The 14,240-nt window shown below is 56.4% G+C and carries 12 protein-coding genes; 5 read left to right on the top strand and 7 right to left on the bottom strand.

Annotated elements, in window-relative coordinates:
* The first annotated feature begins 36 nt into the window (after window positions 1-36).
* Window positions 37-2,307 carry an NADP-dependent malic enzyme gene (locus ACN0VD_RS06770; RefSeq protein WP_417592945.1) on the top strand — a complete coding sequence of 757 codons (2,271 nt, stop codon included), beginning with the start codon at window positions 37-39 and terminating at the stop codon, window positions 2,305-2,307.
* Between the two features lie 33 nt (window positions 2,308-2,340).
* Here the strand turns inward: ACN0VD_RS06770 and ACN0VD_RS06765 are convergent, their stop codons facing one another.
* Complete coding sequence (locus ACN0VD_RS06765; RefSeq protein WP_417592943.1) at window positions 2,341-2,832, bottom strand: outer membrane protein assembly factor BamE; 492 nt, start codon at window positions 2,830-2,832, stop codon at window positions 2,341-2,343.
* 147 nt (window positions 2,833-2,979) lie between these two features.
* Here ACN0VD_RS06765 and ACN0VD_RS06760 point away from each other — a divergent pair, with 147 nt between their 5' ends.
* Together ACN0VD_RS06760 and ACN0VD_RS06755 are read left to right on the top strand one after the other, a co-directional pair.
* Window positions 2,980-3,513: a ubiquinol-cytochrome C chaperone family protein gene (locus ACN0VD_RS06760; RefSeq protein ID WP_417592941.1), complete on the top strand. Its 534-nt coding sequence runs from the start codon at window positions 2,980-2,982 to the stop codon at window positions 3,511-3,513.
* Window positions 3,513-4,037 (top strand): YceD family protein, encoded by a 525-nt coding sequence (locus ACN0VD_RS06755; protein ID WP_417592939.1) that lies wholly within the window; start codon window positions 3,513-3,515, stop codon window positions 4,035-4,037. Before ACN0VD_RS06760 ends, ACN0VD_RS06755 begins: the two co-directional genes overlap by 1 nt.
* Here the strand turns inward: ACN0VD_RS06755 and ACN0VD_RS06750 are convergent.
* Both ACN0VD_RS06750 and ACN0VD_RS06745 read right to left on the bottom strand, forming a co-directional pair.
* Window positions 4,034-6,814, bottom strand: a complete 2,781-nt coding sequence (locus ACN0VD_RS06750; RefSeq protein ID WP_417592937.1) for a [protein-PII] uridylyltransferase — start codon at window positions 6,812-6,814, stop codon at window positions 4,034-4,036. The two genes, ACN0VD_RS06755 and ACN0VD_RS06750, sit on opposite strands and share 4 nt — an antisense overlap.
* Window positions 6,811-8,520, bottom strand: coding sequence for a class I adenylate-forming enzyme family protein (locus ACN0VD_RS06745; RefSeq protein WP_417592935.1), 1,710 nt, complete (start codon window positions 8,518-8,520; stop codon window positions 6,811-6,813). Before ACN0VD_RS06745 ends, ACN0VD_RS06750 begins: the two co-directional genes overlap by 4 nt.
* Window positions 8,521-8,599: 79 nt before the next feature.
* On the opposite strand from ACN0VD_RS06745, the gene lgt reads away from it, so the two are divergent.
* Both lgt and ACN0VD_RS06735 read left to right on the top strand, forming a co-directional pair.
* Window positions 8,600-9,466, top strand: coding sequence for a prolipoprotein diacylglyceryl transferase (gene lgt, locus ACN0VD_RS06740; RefSeq protein ID WP_417592933.1), 867 nt, complete (start codon window positions 8,600-8,602; stop codon window positions 9,464-9,466).
* Window positions 9,459-10,538 carry a class I SAM-dependent methyltransferase gene (locus ACN0VD_RS06735; RefSeq protein ID WP_417592931.1) on the top strand — a complete coding sequence of 360 codons (1,080 nt, stop codon included), beginning with the start codon at window positions 9,459-9,461 and terminating at the stop codon, window positions 10,536-10,538. The genes lgt and ACN0VD_RS06735 overlap by 8 nt, the downstream gene beginning before the upstream one ends.
* Window positions 10,539-10,583: 45 nt before the next feature.
* Here ACN0VD_RS06735 and ACN0VD_RS06730 read toward each other — a convergent pair whose 3' ends face one another.
* From ACN0VD_RS06730 to ACN0VD_RS06715, 4 genes are all read right to left on the bottom strand, one after another.
* Complete coding sequence (locus ACN0VD_RS06730) at window positions 10,584-11,183, bottom strand: ABC-type transport auxiliary lipoprotein family protein (protein WP_417592929.1); 600 nt, start codon at window positions 11,181-11,183, stop codon at window positions 10,584-10,586.
* Between the two features lie 10 nt (window positions 11,184-11,193).
* On the bottom strand, window positions 11,194-12,141 hold the full coding sequence (locus ACN0VD_RS06725) for an MlaD family protein (RefSeq protein ID WP_417592927.1): 948 nt from the start codon (window positions 12,139-12,141) through the stop codon (window positions 11,194-11,196).
* Between the two features lie 65 nt (window positions 12,142-12,206).
* Complete coding sequence (locus ACN0VD_RS06720) at window positions 12,207-13,022, bottom strand: ABC transporter ATP-binding protein (protein ID WP_417592925.1); 816 nt, start codon at window positions 13,020-13,022, stop codon at window positions 12,207-12,209.
* On the bottom strand, window positions 13,022-14,134 hold the full coding sequence (locus ACN0VD_RS06715) for an MlaE family lipid ABC transporter permease subunit (RefSeq protein ID WP_417592923.1): 1,113 nt from the start codon (window positions 14,132-14,134) through the stop codon (window positions 13,022-13,024). The genes ACN0VD_RS06720 and ACN0VD_RS06715 overlap by 1 nt, the downstream gene beginning before the upstream one ends.
* Window positions 14,135-14,240: the final 106 nt, after the last annotated feature.

The raw sequence follows: 14,240 nt of genomic DNA, 5'->3' as shown, positions 1-14,240 counted from the left end.
GTATTCAAGCCAATCATTCATAAACGGAGATATAATTTGGCCGACAAGAACGATAGCAACCTAGACTTTTCAGAACGGGAAGCCCTTCTTTTTCACTCCCATGGCCGCCCAGGAAAAATCGAGATTATCGCGTCGAAGCCGATGGCTACCCAGCGCGATCTCAGCCTAGCCTATTCGCCCGGCGTCGCCGTCCCCGTCCGGGCAATTGCCGAAGACCCGGCGAAAGCCTACGACTATACCGCAAAGGGCAATCTGGTCGCCGTTATTTCGAACGGCACCGCCATTCTTGGCCTCGGCAATCTCGGCGCGCTTGCCTCCAAACCGGTAATGGAAGGCAAGGCTGTTTTGTTCAAACGCTTCGCCGATGTCGATGCGATCGATCTGGAACTCAATACCGAAGACCCGGAAGCCATCATCAATGCCGTTGAGATCATGGAACCCAGTTTTGGCGGGATTAATCTCGAAGACATTGGTGCTCCTGACTGCTTCGTCATCGAACAGACCTTGCGCGACCGGATGAATATTCCGGTATTTCACGATGACCAGCACGGAACCGCGATTATCGCCGCTGCCGGGATCATCAACGCCTGCCTGCTGACCGATCGCAAGATTGAGGATATAAAGGTTGTCGTCAACGGCGCCGGTGCCGCTGCCATAGCCTGCGCCTCGCTGATCAAAAGCCTGGGCGTTCCGCATGACAATCTCACCATGTGCGACCGGACCGGTGTTATCTATCGTGGCCGCGACGACGTCGACCAGTGGAAATCCGCCCATGCGATTGACACCGACACGCGCACACTGACGGAAGCACTTTCCGGCGCCGACGTTTTCCTCGGCCTGTCTGCCGGCGGCGCGCTGAAACAGGAAATGGTCAAGGATATGGCCCCCCAGCCCATAATTTTTGCGATGGCCAATCCCGATCCGGAAATCACCCCGCCCGATGCAAAAGCAGCACGGCCCGACGCAATTATCGCCACCGGGCGTTCGGATTATCCCAACCAGGTTAACAATGTCATCGGTTTCCCCTTCATCTTCCGCGGTGCGCTGGATGTCCGCGCAACCCGGATCAACGAAGAGATGAAGGTCGCGGCGGCGCACGCTATTGCCGAGCTTGCCCGGGAGCAGGTTCCCGAAGAGGTCGCGGTTGCCTATGGCGGAAAAGCGCCAAGTTTTGGTGTTGACTATATCATCCCCGCCCCCTTTGATCCCCGTCTGATGGACGTGGTATCTGCCGCCGTCGCAAAGGCCGCAATGGATAGCGGCGTGGCCCAGAAACCAATTGAGGATTTCGATGCCTATCGACAGGCTCTGAAGGCGCGTCTCAATCCGACAACATCCGTCCTTACCCAGGCCTATCAGGCCTGCCGCGTTGCGCCCAAACGGATCATTTTCGCCGAAGCCGAGGAAGATGTCGTGCTGCGTGCTGCGATCCAGTTCCAGGATGGCGGCTACGGCACGCCGGTTCTGGTCGGCAGAGACGATCGCGTACGGGCGAAGCTTATGGAATTAGGCGTGACCGATCCGGACCGCTTCGAGGTCCACAACAGCCGCAATAGCCCGCTCGTGCCAGACATGGTGAACATGCTGTACGAGCGTCTCCACCGCCGCGGCTATATGGAGCGCGACATCAAGCGGATGGTCAATCAGGACCGCAATATATTCGGTTCCGCCATGCTCGCCATGAATCAGGGTGATGCGATGATCACCGGGGTTACCCGCCCTTATGCACAATCCTTCCGTGATGTCGTCAAAGTCATAGATGTGGAGAAAGGTCGTACTGCCCTTGGCATCCATGTCATGGTCGGCCAGCATCATACGGTGTTCATGGCAGACACCACGGTCAACGAACGGCCGACAGCGCATGAACTGGCGGATATCGCCGAGCAGACTGCTGCTGTCGCACGTCAGATGGGCCACGAGCCGCGCGTCGCTTTCCTCAGCTATTCGACCTTTGGCAACCCCGAAGGGCGCTGGCTGGAGAATCTTCGCGAAGCCGTTGCGATCCTAGATCAGCGGCGCGTCACTTTCGAATATGAAGGCGAAATGGCGCCCGACGTTGCGCTCAACCCCAAGCTGATGGCAAACTATCCGTTCAGCCGCCTGTCACAACCCGCCAACGTGCTGGTCATGCCAGGCCTCCAATCGGCCAACCTGTCAGCCAAATTGCTGCGCGAACTGGGCGGTGATTCGGTCATCGGACCGATGCTGGTCGGACTGGAAAAATCGGTTCAGATCGCCACCATGGCATCCACCGCATCGGAATTGGTAACGCTGGCCGTACTCGCCGCCAGCGGTATTGCCAAATAAGGGAAACCGCCGGGACGAAAATGGGGGCAGGCGTCAGGGGCGAGTCGGATCGTTGCTTGCGCCGCCCACTCCCCCTGCACCAACCGCACCGATATTGCCGAATAATTCTTCGAAAAAGGAGCGATCGCGGCCCAGAGTCGGTGTTTTGTCGCCATCCGGGCTGATACTCGCCACCAGTTCCAGGCCGGTGCGGTCAACCGCTGTCACATTTCCTGCGGCATCAAATTGCACGCGCATCACCTGCTGATCCCGTGGACGAGGATTGTTAAAGCCATATTGGCGAGTATCGCGGGAGAAATAATACCAGGTATTATCATCAAACTGGCCAGAAAAAGTCGGCCGACCGAGCGATGCCTCAACCGACTGGCGATTGTCGACGCCTGGCTGAATAGCGGACATCAGCACTTCGTCGGCAATATATCCCTGATGACCCTGCACCTGGGTGCATCCCGTCATCGTCATAGCACCGGCCATTAGCCCAAGCCACAAGCTGTGTTTTTTGAAATTGCCGACCATCGAACTCATTCTCCACTATACAGCCAGCACCATATTGGTGTCTGACCTGTCATCGCCCATTGCATCTCGGGCGATAAATATCAATATGCCCTGTATCCAGACTTAACAAACGCCATGATCGTCCATAAAGTCGCGACCCAACCAGCGGAACCAGCAATGTCATTTTTCAGCAAAATATTTTCCAGAGACAAAGCCAATGCCGAGATGCGTCCGCTATACCAGGCGATTGTGCGGGAAGGCCGACAGATTTCCTGGTATGAAAAGGGCCAGGTCCCGGATAGTATCGATGGCCGGTTTGACATGATTGCCGCGATTTTCTCGCTCGTGATGATCCGGCTCGAAAAAGAACCGGAACTGGATCAGCACGTGGCTTGGCTGACCGAAATTTTTATATCCGATATGGATGGACAATTGCGTCAGATCGGCATTGGCGACATGGTGGTAAGCAAGCATGTCGGCCGGATTATGGGTGCGCTGGGCGGTCGCGTCGGTGCCTATCGCGATGCGCTGGAAAATGGCAAGGATCTTCAAGACGCGATTTTGCGTAATATTTTCCGCGGAGAAAAACCTGAAGATGCCGCGCTAGCCTATGTTACCCGGCAACTTTCCGCCTATCATGCCGCTTTGCAGAATTGCGATTCAGACGAGATAGTGGCGGGTCACATTCCGGACAGCGGAGTGACTGGATAATGGACCAGCCTGAATTCTCCCATATTGTCAAACTGTCGGACATCGGCGCGAAACCGAAAAGCGGCAAGCTCGTGGCCAATGCGGAAGAACGAGACGCTTTGGCGCTCAGATTCGACTTGCCGCAGATATCCAGCCTGACGGGGAGCTATAAACTGACGGCGACAGAACGCGGGATCGCGTTTACCGGACAGATCGAATCCGATTTGCACCAAAGTTGCGCAACAACCGGTGAAGCCATTCCAGTGGAGGTTCGGGAAGAATTTGATATTCTTTTTGTTCCCAAGGCCGATCCGGACGAGCTTGAGGAAGAGATCGAGTTGACCGAGGACGAATGCGATATCGTCGAATATGAACGGGCGCAGATTGATCTGGGAGAAACTATTGCGCAAACGCTCTATCTTTCACTCGACCCTTTTCCGCGCGGTCCAAACGCCGATGAAGTCGCCCGCGAGAAAGGGCTGAAATCCGAAGCGGAAGCAGGTCCCTTTGGTGCTCTGGCGGCATTGAAGGACAAGCTCGGCTAAGCAGCCTTGTCGTCGACCTTGGCAGCAGCAGCGTTGGTCAGCCGTTTTTGCAGCCCGTTCAGCCTTTGCTTGCTGGTGATCTTGCCACCCAGCAGATCAGTAATGTAGAAAGTATCCACCGCACGCTCACCATAAGTTGCGATATGGGCGCTATGCACGGTCACTTTCGATTCAAACAGGGCATAGGCCAGAGCGTTGAGCAGGGCCGGTCGGTCCTGGGCGTTGACTTCGACAACGGTAAACCGGTTGGACGCGTCATTGTCGACCAACGCAAAGGGCGTAATGGTAAAGGCGTCTGCCCGTGAATGGGTCAGCGGTCGGGCGTCGAGCTTGGTCGAGAGTTTGGATCGGTTTGCCAAAGCATCCTCGACTGCTTCCTTGAGCCGATCCAGCTGCGCCTTTTCCGAAAACGGTTTTCCATGTGCATCCTGAACGAGGAAATTGTCCAGCGCCATGCCGTCTCGGGTGGTGTGAATGCGCGCGTCGATAATATTGCCGCCGGAGACGTGAATGCCCCCTGCAATCCGATAGAATAATCCCGGATGGTCAGCGGCATAGACGGTTATCAATGTCGCACCCCGTTCGGCATAAACATCTGCAAAAATCGCTAGGTTCGTATCCCCGGCATCCAGCACTAGCTGGGCATTCTGAGCGATTATATCATCAGGTTCTGCGATCCAGTAGGGATCGGTGAATCGTTTTGCCAATGCCTTGAACTCGGCCTCCGGCAAATTCAGTGCCTCGGCCAGAACGGCCTTTTTCTCGTCAATCCGTTCCTTGCGGCCACGTTGTTTGTGACCAAGTAGCAGCATTTCCTCCGCCGCTTCAAACAGATCGGTCAGCAACTGCCGTTTCCAGCTATTCCAGACTCCCGGCCCGACCGCGCGAATGTCCACGACCGTCAGCACAGTGAGCTGACGGAGACGCTCGACACTTTTCACCTGACTGACAAAATCCTGAATGGTCTTGAAATCGGAAAGATCCCGTTTGAACGCAACCGCCGACATCAGCAGGTGATTGCGAACCAGCCACGCGACCAGTTCGGTCTCATGTGGTCTCAGACCCAGTCGCGGACAAAGTTTCATTGCCACTTCCGCGCCCAATATACTGTGATCACCACCGCGTCCCTTGGCAATGTCATGTAGCAACGTGGCGACAAAAATTACCCGCCGGTTCTGCAGTTTCGCCATGGTCGCGGTGCTGTTCGGATGATCGTCAGCCAGATCACCCCTGCCGATTCTGGCGAGCAGGCCAATCGCGCGGATCGTGTGTTCATCAACCGTATAATGATGATACATGTCGAATTGCATCTGTGCCACAACCCGGCCAAAATCGGGGATGAAGCGCCCAAATATTGCGGCTTCGTTCATCCAGCGCAGCACCAGTTCAGGATCGCGCGGCGAGCAAAGCACGTCGAGAAACAGCTTGTTGGCGCGCTTGTTCTTGCGGATTCTGTTGTCGATCAGCTTGGCATCTCGCCGCGCCGCCCGCATTGCGAGCGGATGGATTTCCAGCCCGTGCTTGTCGGCAAGCCAGAAAATCTCGAGTAGCCGGACCGGGTCTTCTTCAAAGAAATTCTCGTCCGGCAATGCCAGCCGGCCGCGATCGAGAACGAAACCCTTCAGCTTCTTTGGCTTCCGGGTCATGCTCGGCAGGAACCGGCGTACCCCGGCGTTGTGCGTCTCGTCCAGATGGGCAAGAAACACACCGGTCAGATTTCCGACCACTTTTGCGTTCAGGAAATAATATTGCATGAACCGCTCAACCGACGATTTTCCGGGGCGGTCGGCAAAACGCATCCGCCGCGCTACTTCAGGCTGGAGATCGAAGGTCAGCCGGTCTTCGGCGCGACCGGTAAGGTCGTGCATGTGACAGCGCACCGCCCAGAGAAAATTGGCCGCCTTGCGAAAGCGCTTGAATTCGTCGGCAGTAAGCAATCCGACGTCGACCAGATCCTCGGCCGAAGCCACGCTATGAATATATTTTCCGATCCAATAGAGGGTTTGCAGGTCACGCATCCCCCCCTTTCCTTCCTTGACATTGGGTTCAACGACATAGCGGCTATCGCCCATTTTCTTGTGGCGGGCATCGCGCTCGGCGAGTTTTTCAGCAACGAAAGTGCTGTCGGTACCTGCCACCACCTCGTTGAAGAAGCGCTGCTTTGCTTCTTCGTAAACGCCGGTATCACCCCATATATAACGCCCTTCGAGCAGCGCCGTGCGGATCGAAAGATCGCCCTTGGCCATACGCACCATTTCGTCGATCGATCGGCTGCTTTGCCCGACCTTCAACCCGAGATCCCAGAGCCAGTAGAGCATCGCTTCGACCGCCTGTTCAGTCCAGCTGGTAGCCTTGTGCGGTGTCAGAAACGCGATATCGACATCGCTATGCGGTGCCATTTCACCCCGGCCATAGCCACCCACCGCCATCACCGCGATTCTTTCGCCCGAGGACGGGTTGCTGACCGGATATTGGTGATGCACCGCGATATCGTGAATCAACCGGACCAACTGGTCGACCAGAAACGACTGGGCTGCTGCCATTTCATGACCAGCAGACGGCCTCTTCAACAGTCGCTTGCTGATCTCAGCCCGGCCATTTGCCAGTGCGTCCTGCAAGATCGAAAGTATCTTTGCCCGCGCTTCGGGCATGGCATATTCGGCGATGATCTCGTCTATTTTTCCAGCAAGCGCCCGACGATTGATAATATCCCGCTGCCGTACGATCCGTTTGCCAGGATCCTCAGGCGCAGCCGGAATATCGGCGCGTATGTTCATCCGCCCGCTGCCAGTTCGTCACGATGCTTTTTCGCAAGCACGATTTTTGCGATTTTTGCAGTGCCAAGTTTCGGCAGTGGTTCGTCATATTTCCAGATATGAACCGGCATCTTATAGGGAGCGAGCTGGTGCTTGAGCCCTTCGAGCAATTGTTCGTCCGTAAGGCTATGGCCCTCTTTGACGTGATAGACCAGCGCCGGCACTTCCCCGAACCGCTTATCGGGAACACCGAAGATACAGGCTTCCGCAACCGCCGGATTTGTATAGACTGCGGCTTCCACCTCCTGACAACTGATATTCTCGCCGCCCCGGATGATGATCTCCTTCTTGCGATCAACGATGTAGAGATAGCCTTCGGGATCAAGATAGCCGATATCGCCAGTGCGGAAATAACCGTCGTCGGTGAAGGCTTCCTTTGTGGCCTCTTCATTGTTCCAGTAGCCGGTGAAATTCGCAGCCGTGCGGATGCAAACTTCACCGCGCTCACCCTGCGGCATCTTGTTGCCGTCATCATCAAGGATCGCGACATCGACAATCGGCGGAGTGGCGCGGCCAGTGCTGTCCGGCTTGGCGAGATAATTTTCATTCTGGTTGGAACAGCCAACACCGTTGGTTTCGGTCAGACCATAGCCAATGACAGGAAAGCCATCGCCCATTTTTTCCTTGATCCGCTTAACATGGTCTACCGGGCGCGGCGCGCCGCCAGCGGCCATGGTAACGCAGCTGCTGAGATCATATTTGTCGAGATTGGGATGCGAATAGATTTCCATGCTCATCAACGGCACACCGACAAAATAGGTAACCCGTTCCTTCTCGATCAGGCGCATTGCCTCTTCGGCATCCCATTTGTTAAGGAACACCAGTTTCCGGCCGATCGCATAGCTGACCAGCACCAAAGGTACCGAAGCGGTGACATGGAACAGCGGCACACAAACCATTGCGGTCGGCTGTCCTTCCGGCATCGTGCCCGCCGCGGTCATCATCTGGACCAGAACCAGCACCGTGCCGACGTAGCTCATCGCACCCTGCACGACCGAACGATGTTCGGCATAGGCGCCTTTCGAGCGACCGGTGGACCCGGAGGTAAACAATATCGTCGCATTGTCTTCGGGCGATATAGCCGGCATCGGAGTCTCCGCACCGCCACCCTTTTCCAGCATGACTTTCAGCCCTTCCAGAGGCATTTTGTCATGCTCGAAGACCAATAGTTCGGCACCATGGTTGCGTTTCGATTCGACCAGGCGCTGGGCCCGCTGATAATCGGCAAACACGTAGCGACAGCCCACATCTTCGATACCGTCCGCCAGTTCATCGCCCTGCCACCAGCCATTGAGCTTGGTCGAAACACCGCCGGCGATCGTGATCGCCATGTCGAGGATGACCCAGTTTGCCGAATTGCGCGCGGCAATACCAATCCGGTCCCCTTTCTGAACACCATAGCCCTCGACCAGCCCGCCAGCGAGAGTACGAGCGGCAGCATAGGTTTCGCCAAAGGTCAGGCGGATATCGCCATCAACGAGAAATTCCTTGTCGGCGTTCTGCTGACAGAAATAAGCAAGATAATCCGCGACATTCTGTGGCGCATTCTTGAACACCGGCAAATCGACACCGAATTTTTGGATCGTATCGAGTTCCAGCATTTGTCCTGGTTGAGTCAGCGCTGCCATCGTTTTATCGATTGCCAGGTCCAATTCAGAAATCGCCATTCTTCAAGTCTCCCGTTGTTCCCTCTTGGTAAAGGGGAATTTCCCTTTATATGGACAGGAAACCACGCGGGGAAAAGAGTTGATTGATATTATATTGGCCAATGCGGCAGAGTTTACGCGTTTTGAGGCACTTGGCCTGTCTCCCAACGCGCTTGACCTCGGCTTTTTTCAGCTCAAATGGTATTCGCTGGCCTATCTTGCCGGGATATTGATTGGTTACTGGTATTTGAGCAAACTCATTGCGCAGCCCGGATCGCCGATGGCCCGACGCCATGCCGATGACCTGATCTTCTGGGCGACACTAGGGATCATCGTCGGCGGCCGGTTGGGCTATGTATTTTTCTACAGTCCCGAAATCCTGCAGGACCCGATCCGAATATTCGAGGTCTGGAAAGGCGGCATGTCGCTCCATGGCGGCACGATCGGCGTTGTGCTCGCGTTGTGGTGGACCGCACGACGGGAGAAGCTCAGTTTTCTTAGAATGTGCGACTATATTGCCTGCGTCATTCCGTTCGGACTGTTCTTCGGACGGCTCGCCAATTTCGTCAATGGAGAACTGTGGGGCCGCGCCACTGATGTCCCGTGGGCCATCATTTTCCCGATGGGCGGCGAAGTCGCACGCCATCCGAGCCAGCTTTATGAAGCAGGCCTCGAAGGCGTGCTCTATTTCATCATCCTGTCCCTGCTCTTCTGGAAAACCGATGCGCGCTATCAACCCGGCAAGCTGCTCGGCACCGGATTGCTGGTTTACGGCTTCAGCCGGTTCACCGTCGAATTTTTCCGCGAACCGGATGCCCAGCTTACATGGCTGGTCGAGCAATCGGGCTTCAGCATGGGCCAGTGGTTGACGGTCCCGATGATCCTGCTTGGCATCTGGCTGGTTTTCACCGCGAAAGGCAGGCGCGCGCGGATCGAACCGGTGGCCGGAGACAAGAGCGTTGCCTGACGGCAGAAAAACGGATCCACCCAGTGCAGCGCATATAATCGCGGACAGGATTGACCGCGAAGGTCGGATCCCCCTCGGCGACTATATGGCGATCGCCAATGATTTCTATTATGCCAGCAAGGACCCGCTCGGCGAAGACGGTGATTTTGTCACCGCGCCAGAGATCAGCCAGATGTTCGGTGAAATTGTCGGCATCTGGCTGGCCGATCTGTGGCTTCGCAAGGGATCACCCGATCCTTGTCACTATGTCGAACTGGGACCTGGCCGCGGTACATTAGCCAGTGACGCGCTGCGTTCCCTGGCCAGGTTCGGTTGCACCCCGACGGTCCATTTCGTCGAAACCAGCCCGATATTGAAAGCCAAGCAGGCGCAACTGCATCCCAACGCGAAATGGCATGACGATATCGCAAGCCTGCCGGACAAGGGGCCGCTGCTGGTCGTCGCCAATGAATTTTTCGACGCTTTGCCAATCGAGCAATTTGTCGCGACCGCTGGCGGCTGGCGGCGGCAGATGGTCCAGCGTGATCGCAGCAAATTTGCCCCTGTTCCGAGCACGGAAACAGCAGAGGACCGCATCGGTGGCAGCATGAGCGGGTTTCCGGACGGCACGATATTGGAACGTTCCCCGGTCAGCGTCGAACTGGCGGGCAATCTTGCCAGTCATCTCGCCAATCAGGGCGGCGCACTGCTGATTATCGACTATGGCTATGCGCGACCGGGAACCGGCAGCACGTTACAGGCAGTGAAGGACCATATGCCGATCAGCCCGTTCGACAGCCCGGGAACCTCCGACCTCACCGCCCATGTCGATTTTCACACATTGGCGAATATTGCGCGGACGCGCCTGTTGGCTGTGCACGGGCCAGCGGAACAGGGACAGTGGCTGAAGTCACTGGGGATCGACCAGAGGGCCGAAGCACTGATTGCCGCGGCACCGAAACAAGCCGACAATATCCGCGCCGCGCATCAACGTCTCACGCATGTCGACGAGATGGGGCGCCTGTTCCGCGTGATGGCAGCGACCCCTATCGGATGGCCAGAACCCGAAGGATTCAGCTATGGCGAGGAATAGATAAGAGAACGCCAGTAGCGCCCTGAATGCCCGGTGTTGATGCTGTCAACCGACCCATTCGGCGACTTGGGCTGCCACTTCATTTGCTGCCTTGTTCAGACCATCCCCAACCGCCTCCGGTTCGGCGGCAAAAACCCGTCCAGCCGCTTCGAAGCGTTTTTTCTCAACCGTCTTGTCTTTGGTCATTTTGACCGCATCATAGGTGACGGTGACCGTCAGACTGGGACCGTCGAGACCAAAATTGATCAGCTCGCCGGTGATATAGGTTTCCGCATTGCCGCCCGCTTCGGTTGCGGTAAGCACCAGCCGGTTATTTCGGGCAGCGATGGTTTCGCTCAGCAGATTCTGAAACAGCCGGGCGGGCTTGTCGACCCATACCGCATCTTTCAAATAGGCGATGCCCGTACTGCTCGTCTGCACCGGCAGGCGGATGGTGTTCAGTTTCTGCGGAGCGGCGGGCAGCGCAACCACCAATGATCCGGTTTGCAATCCGCTTTGCGTCGCCCCGGCCGACAATTTCTGATCGGGAGACAGCGACAGCAGGGATGGTGGCGGTTCAGCACCGCCGAAGCTGACGCACGCGCCCAGTGCCGTGGTCGCGGCCAGCAGACCGACAGCTTTCAAAAGTTGAAACTTGCTCATCATTTCCACCTCTTCATTGCCCCGGCTCATAGTCCGGCAGCGCCGGTGCTGATAATAATGATCCGGCTCCGCCCTGATCCAGCCGTTCGGCCACATTGGTCATAGATTTGGTCAGGGCCTGCATATCTTCGACCAGCTGATCTACCTCCGGCAGGGTTTTGTTGGAGAAACGCTCTGCCCCGGGTTGTGCATTTTTCAATACGCCTTCCAGAGCAAGAAGGCTCTTGGATGCGGATTCCAATGTCGTGGCCAGATTTTTCGCCACTGGCTCGCCGTTACTGGTGAGAAATTCATTGGTATTATCCGCGACCAGCCCCAGTTTTTCTGCAGTCTGACCGGCATTGCGAATGGCGATCCGCGATTCTTCCATCAGCGCCTCCAGCCCCGGTGCCTGTTTCGCCAGACTTCCAGTCAACTGGTCCGTATTTTTCAATATCCCGGTAATCGATTTCTGATTTTCATCCGATAACAACAGCGTTAGCCGGTCGGTAAGCGTCGCCAGTCGCTCCACGACCAGCGGCGCACTGTTAAGCAATTCGCCAAGCGCGCCTGGCTTGGTCGGGATCACGGGCACCCCTTCGGGGCCGAGGTCGGCAATCGGCGGGGCACCCTTTTTGGCTCCGTCGAGCTGAATATTGGGGGGAGCAGTGAAACTGACGCTTTGGATGGTGGCAGTGGTCCCTTCAAGTATCGGCGTATCTTTGCTGACCGCGATACGAACACGCACAAAATTCGGATCTTTTTTCCACAGCTCTACCTTGAGCACCTGCCCCGATGGCACACCGGCAAACGTGACACCAGTCCCCGCCGCCAGTCCGCCGACCGACTGGGCAAAGAATATGTCATATTGCTTGGTCTCGCCTTCGCCGAAGCGGACGATCCATACCAGAAAGGCGGCCACAAGGGCCAGCATCGCCAAAGTGACAACACCGACAAGTATATGGTTGGAGCGCGTTTCCATCTATTTCACCTCTATGACGAGCGGGGCCTTCACCTGCAAGAAATCTCTGTTGGGGCTGAGCGTTCTCATCCTGTCACCTTTTTCCCGGCGGACGCCATTCGCCCCCGCGGACCATTGAAATATTCCTGAATCCAGGGATGATCGAGCGCGAGCAATTCATCGATTGTCCCGACAGCGATGACATGTTGGTCGGCGAGCACCGCCACACGGTCACAAATCGCGTAAAGCGTATCCAGATCATGGGTGATCAGAAAGACCGTCAGCCCCATTGTCTGTTGTAATTCCTTGGTCAGATTGTCAAAGGCGGCAGCGCCGATCGGATCCAGCCCGGCTGTCGGTTCATCAAGAAACAGCAGTTCCGGATCGAGCGCGAGCGCCCGCGCAATGCCAGCTCGCTTGCGCATGCCGCCCGACAGTTCGGACGGATATTTTGGCGCGGCATCAGGCGGCAACCCGGAAAGGCAGACTTTATACTTGGCGACTTCGCGGCGGAAATCGCGATCCATCTCCGGATAGAATTCGCGGATCGGTACCATCACATTTTCCGCCACGGTCAGCGTCGAGAACAGCGCGCCGCCCTGAAACAATACGCCCCAGCGTTTGCGCATTTCAATCGTCGCGGCATCGGATTCACCCAATATCTGCTGGCCGAACACGCTGATTTCGCCCTCATTGGGCGCTTGCAAACCGATGATCGAGCGCATCAGCACGGATTTACCCGTACCCGATCCGCCGACGACCCCAAGAATCTCGCCGCGGCGCACATCAAGATCAAGATTGTCGTGGACCACCTGATCGCCGAAGCTGTTGCGCAGCCCCTGAACGCTGATCACCGGGCCTTCATAATCGGGGTCGTAGACTGTGGATTGCGAATCGAGCATCAATTCCATCCGATCCAGGTAAAAAAGACCGCGAAAAAGGCATCGAGCACGATAACGAGGAAAATTGCCTGGACGACGGCCGCCGTCGTCCGCTTGCCAACATCCTCGGCATTGCCCTTGACCTGCATCCCTTGATAACAACCGGTGATCGCGATGATCGCTCCGAAGACGGGTGCCTTGACCAGGCCGACATAGACATCGGTCAGGGGAACGACTTCGCGAATGCGGGAGAAGAATGTGGCCGGCGGAATGTCCAGTTCAACCCAGCTCAAAAGACCGCCACCAATGATCGCCACGACCGACGCATAGAATCCGAGCAAAGGAAGCATGATCACGGCGGCGATGAAACGCGGCAGCACCAGCGCTTCAACCGGCGAGACGCCAATTGTGCGCATGGCATCAATTTCTTCGGTCAGCTTCATTGTACCGATTTGCGCCGCAAAGGCCGAGCCGGAGCGACCAGCGACCATGATAGCAGTCATAAGCACGCCAAGCTCTCGCATGGTCAGCCGCCCAACGAGATTGACCGTGAACACCTCTGCTCCGAACTGGCGCAGCTGCACAGCGCCCTGTTGAGCGATCACCAGCCCGATCAGAAAACTCATCAGTCCGATGATTCCGAGTGCACGAACACCGACAACGTCGAATCGCGCAATTACCGCGTTCCATCTGATCCTGCCGGGATGCAGCATCAATCGCCCAAAGCCGACAATGATCGCACCGAAAAATCCGGTCAGTCCGGCCAGCGTGGTGAAGGCTATGACGGTGGCCTCGCCCACTTCATTGAGCACGCGCAACACCGGATTGGGTGCATCCGGCCGGATATCGGTCACCTGATCTGCGTTGGCGACGGCGGCAATCAGTCGCTGAGCGTCGTCATCAGCGCCAATAATTTCGGCCCCGCTGTCCCGTGCCGTGCGGTGAATAAGCCAAGCGCCAACCGTATCGACATAATCCGTGCCAGAAATATCCAGCCGTTGCACATTGCCCAGATAATCCCGCAAACGTTCGGGCATATCCCCCATATTGGCAATCGACAGATCGCCAGAAAAACGAAGCGTAACCGCTCCATCTTCGGTCGTCTCTTCGACAAAATCACTGGGCATTGACATCGTGTCTATAGGTGACCGAAATTGCGACAAAGCTCAAGAGATTAAACCGTTCAAATATTTGGTGCATTTGTCGGGGGGCTGCTATGGAGGCCGTGAACGGACATTT

The sequence above is a fragment of the Parasphingorhabdus sp. genome, from assembly GCF_048267785.1.
Taxonomy (GTDB): domain Bacteria; phylum Pseudomonadota; class Alphaproteobacteria; order Sphingomonadales; family Sphingomonadaceae; genus Parasphingorhabdus.
Note: the sequence above shows the minus strand (reverse complement) of the source record. Positions and strands in the feature narration are given on the sequence as shown.

What these genes read in the sequence shown, in the direction of transcription:
- ACN0VD_RS06715 (WP_417592923.1), bottom strand. Translation starts at nt 14,134, where the DNA reads ATGTCAATGCCCAGTGATTTTGTCGAAGAGACGACCGAAGATGGAGCG.
- ACN0VD_RS06720 (WP_417592925.1), bottom strand. Translation starts at nt 13,022, where the DNA reads ATGCTCGATTCGCAATCCACAGTCTACGACCCCGATTATGAAGGCCCG.
- ACN0VD_RS06750 (WP_417592937.1), bottom strand. Translation starts at nt 6,814, where the DNA reads ATGAACATACGCGCCGATATTCCGGCTGCGCCTGAGGATCCTGGCAAA.
- ACN0VD_RS06760 (WP_417592941.1), top strand. Translation starts at nt 2,980, where the DNA reads ATGTCATTTTTCAGCAAAATATTTTCCAGAGACAAAGCCAATGCCGAG.
- ACN0VD_RS06730 (WP_417592929.1), bottom strand. Translation starts at nt 11,183, where the DNA reads ATGATGAGCAAGTTTCAACTTTTGAAAGCTGTCGGTCTGCTGGCCGCG.
- ACN0VD_RS06725 (WP_417592927.1), bottom strand. Translation starts at nt 12,141, where the DNA reads ATGGAAACGCGCTCCAACCATATACTTGTCGGTGTTGTCACTTTGGCG.
- ACN0VD_RS06745 (WP_417592935.1), bottom strand. Translation starts at nt 8,520, where the DNA reads ATGGCGATTTCTGAATTGGACCTGGCAATCGATAAAACGATGGCAGCG.
- ACN0VD_RS06765 (WP_417592943.1), bottom strand. Translation starts at nt 2,832, where the DNA reads ATGAGTTCGATGGTCGGCAATTTCAAAAAACACAGCTTGTGGCTTGGG.
- ACN0VD_RS06755 (WP_417592939.1), top strand. Translation starts at nt 3,513, where the DNA reads ATGGACCAGCCTGAATTCTCCCATATTGTCAAACTGTCGGACATCGGC.